This is a genomic window from Arhodomonas sp. KWT (assembly GCF_010993615.1).
Genome location: NZ_WNXE01000663.1, coordinates 1 through 926, shown reverse-complemented (window position 1 = coordinate 926; position 926 = coordinate 1). Strand labels below are relative to the sequence as shown.

Annotated in this window: 1 protein-coding gene; it reads right to left on the bottom strand. The window is 73.5% G+C overall.

Annotated elements, in window-relative coordinates; genetic code table 11:
* A partial coding sequence (locus tag G7A99_RS21550) for a CaiB/BaiF CoA-transferase family protein (protein WP_163143970.1) occupies nucleotides 1–926 on the bottom strand: 926 nt, incomplete at both ends.

The window sequence follows — 926 nt, the reverse complement described above, 5'->3', positions numbered from 1 at the left end:
GTGCGCGGCGGCGTGGCGCTCATGCGGATGGGGCAGCGCACGAGGTCCACGTGGCCGCCGGCCTCGTGGGGCACGCGGACCTGCATGCCGCGGTGGCGGACCTGGGGGTCGGCGAACACGGCGTCCATGGTGTTGATCGGCCCGCAGGGCACGCCCGCGGCCTGCAGCGCGCTCACCCACTCCGCGGTGGCGCCGCGGGCCAGGCGCTCGGCGATCACCGGCACCAGCTCGCCGCGGTGGGCGACCCGGGCGGTGTTGGTGGCGAAGGCCGGGTCGTCCGCGTAGCCCGCCAGCCCGGCGACGTCGCAGAAGCGGCGGAACTGGCCGTCATTGCCCACGGCGAGGACCATGTGCCCGTCCGCGGTGGCGAAGACCTGGTACGGCACGATGTTCGGGTGGGCGTTGCCGGCGCGCCGGGGGACGGTCTCGCCGACGAGGTAGTTGCTGGCCTGGTTGGCGAGCATGGAGACCTGCACGTCCAGCAGCGCCATGTCGATGTACTGGCCCTCGCCAGTGCGGTCGCGGTGGCGCAGCGCGGCGAGGATGGCGGTGCTGGCGTACACGCCGGTGAACAGGTCCGCCACGGCGACGCCCGTCTTCATGGGCTCGGCGCCGGGGCTGCCGTCGGGCTGGCCGGTGAGGCTCATCAGCCCGCCCATGGCCTGGATGAGCACGTCGTAACCCGGGCGGCTGGCGTAGGGGCCGTCCTGGCCGAAGCCGGTGATCGAGCAGTAGACGATGCCCGGGCTGGTGGCCGCCAGGCTGTCGTAATCGAGCCCGTAGCGCGCCAGCCCGCCGACCTTGAAGTTCTCGATGACCACGTCCGAGCGGGCGGCGAGGTCGCGGACCAGCGCCTGGCCCTGCGGGTCCGCCAGGTCGACGGCGAGGGAGCGCTTGCCGCGGTTGGCACAGAGGTAGTAGGCGGA